The organism is Mangrovicoccus sp. HB161399 (assembly GCF_013184745.1).
Taxonomy (GTDB): domain Bacteria; phylum Pseudomonadota; class Alphaproteobacteria; order Rhodobacterales; family Rhodobacteraceae; genus Mangrovicoccus.
In genome coordinates, this window is sequence record NZ_JAATVU010000195.1 from 1 (window position 1) to 2,193 (window position 2,193).

The 2,193-nt window shown below is 60.6% G+C and carries 4 protein-coding genes; 2 read left to right on the forward strand and 2 right to left on the reverse strand.

The genetic code is table 11. The features are described from left to right. Positions 1-318 precede the first annotated feature (318 nt). Positions 319-606, reverse strand: coding sequence for a hypothetical protein (locus tag HCC78_RS32150; RefSeq protein WP_172332756.1), 288 nt, complete (start codon positions 604-606; stop codon positions 319-321). Between the two features lie 44 nt (positions 607-650). Between HCC78_RS32150 and HCC78_RS32155 the strand changes: the two genes are divergently transcribed. Together HCC78_RS32155 and HCC78_RS32160 are read left to right on the forward strand one after the other, a co-directional pair. Then, complete coding sequence (locus tag HCC78_RS32155) at positions 651-983, forward strand: helix-turn-helix domain-containing protein (protein ID WP_253949476.1); 333 nt, start codon at positions 651-653, stop codon at positions 981-983. Between the two features lie 322 nt (positions 984-1,305). Then, positions 1,306-1,596, forward strand: coding sequence for a hypothetical protein (locus tag HCC78_RS32160; RefSeq protein ID WP_172332757.1), 291 nt, complete (start codon positions 1,306-1,308; stop codon positions 1,594-1,596). 39 nt (positions 1,597-1,635) lie between these two features. Here HCC78_RS32160 and HCC78_RS33405 read toward each other — a convergent pair. Beyond that, positions 1,636-2,193: hypothetical protein (locus tag HCC78_RS33405; RefSeq protein WP_216671414.1), on the reverse strand; the 558-nt coding region annotated here is incomplete at its 5' end.

The following is a 2,193-nucleotide window of genomic DNA, read 5'->3' on the forward strand; positions in this document are numbered from 1 at the left end:
CGCGGAGATGGTCGGGCTGGCATCCGACGGCAAGCATCATTCCATCCAGATCGCCTGCCTCATGCCCCCCAAGAAGCAGCGGGCGCAGTACGAGCTTTGACGCACACGCCCCGCGCGGCTCTACCACCTGCCGCGCGGGGCTCAGCTGCGGCCCTTCCCAAATGCCGCGCTGCCTCGGTGAACTGTGTCCGGTTTTCCTGACTCGGCGCGGATCCGCCGTAGGCGTAGCCTTGTGCGGTCCGGCGGCCCTCTGGCCGGGCACGTTCCCGCCCAGCCCCGAGGAACCACCGTGCAAGCTCGCGATGCCATCCATGCCCGTCATTCTGCCGCCTCATGGGGAGCCACCGCATCAAGCGACCCACAGGGCAAGCCGGAATGAAGCTCAAGCATCAGATCGGCATCAACGGAGAAGCCGTGTCCCTTCGCAACCTTAAGCACGAAGAACTGGAACTTTGGCGGGATAGACCCCGCCTGAGCCCACTTGTGCACCTGATCAACGCTGACGGGTCGTCGCATCTCCTGCGCCAACTCCGCCGCAAGATCTGCCCGCTTGGGCCAGAGATTGATAAGGTCGCGAACAGATGAAATCGGCTCCATGCAGTCCATCTAATGGACGTATCGTCCATACGTCAACTGATGGCGTTTCTTTTATGGACGAAACATCCACGCTACCCCCATCTGACGACATGAGTCAGAAGCAGTCACAAACCCGTATCGACCTGAACGGCGTAAGTCGTCGCTTGCTCGCCGTTCGGACAACCTCCGGACTCCCCAGCGGAGAATTCGCCGACAGCGTCGGCATTGACCGCTCAAGCTATTCGAAAATTGAGGCCGGGAAGAAGCCACTCAACCTTGAGATGGGGTTTCGCGTTTCTGAAAAATGGGGCGTGTCAATGGATTACCTTTACCGCGGCCTCCTGCGCGGCCTGGATCCCGACATTGCCACCAGCCTGCGCAAGATCGAACAAGGCAAGATCGAATAAGCTCGATCCAGACTTAAGCCGAACAAATCACAGAGGTGCATGAATAGCACCTCCGACTTCCTATACTTGGGCACAGCTTCCCCTTCAGCTCAAATATTCCGACTCTGTTCTTCCAGAACAACGGATCAAGACGTTCGCACACAATCATGCAATGGACGTTTCCTCCATTTATTTGTTGACAATGGACGAAATGTCCACGAATGTCCCCCTAACACAGGAGGACATTATGCAACAGCCAGATGCGATTACCGGAGGCGACCTCCGCAACCTTTGCGATAGGTCAACAAACGCGACCGCTTCCGCACCGGAAACCGGGGAAGGCATGGAATACCTGACCATCGCCGCCGCCCGCGCCGCTGGCGAGGTGATCCCGGAGACCGCGCTGTCCGGCCTCGCCGACCGGGTGAAGACCACCTTCCCGCTTGCCGACGACACCCTCGCCAAGCTCACCGCATGGCCTTCCGTCCTCGGCATGCTGCGCGCCGTCATCGACCCGCGCTTCCCCGCCTACCGCCCGACCTGCCGCGCCGATCTCGGCGGCCAGCCGGTCGCCGCCATCTTCGACCAGGCGATGATCCTCGCGAGCGATCCCCGCCGCGCCTGGAGGTGCTGAGCGATGAGCTACTGGATCGACATGCCGGAACGGGGCGGATCAGCTGTGTGCCAATCCCCGGGCAGCTATGTTCGCCGCGGGCGGCAGGTCAGGCACAAGACACCGCTCGTCGACGGGAAGGTCGAAGTAGGCGTCGCGCAGAGCATGCAGGGCAATGTTCCAGTCGAAGATCAACGCCCTGATCTCGATGGTCGGCGGAAGATTTGGAAAGACCGGAATGTCTTTGATCTGCCCGGGCGCATTTCCTTCCCGCACAAGGCTGGCCACCTCATGCGCCTTGCCGAGCTGCTCGATCAGGCTGCTGAGAGCATCATCGATCTCGGTGAATGCATCATGCGCCCGCCGGTACGCAGCATGCAGATGATCAAATTCACCCATCGGATCATGTCTCCTTTGAAGGGTTCGTTCGAAGGTGATGTGGCGGGCCGTGCCCCGGTAAGGCATGGCCCGCACCAGAAGATACGGCAGGTCTGGAATGGTGGCCAGATGAAGTGTTTCCGCCGTGCCACCCCGCAAGATTTGTCCAATTCCATAGGCAACGGAGGTATCGCAACATGATCGCCATCCCCGCCAGCGACCGCGCCTTCGCGCTGCGCC

Coding starts and splice junctions, on each gene's coding strand:
- HCC78_RS32150 (WP_172332756.1), bottom strand. CDS start 606: ATGGACTGCATGGAGCCGATTTCATCTGTTCGCGACCTTATCAATCTC.
- HCC78_RS32155 (WP_253949476.1), top strand. CDS start 651: ATGGACGAAACATCCACGCTACCCCCATCTGACGACATGAGTCAGAAG.
- HCC78_RS32160 (WP_172332757.1), top strand. CDS start 1,306: ATGGAATACCTGACCATCGCCGCCGCCCGCGCCGCTGGCGAGGTGATC.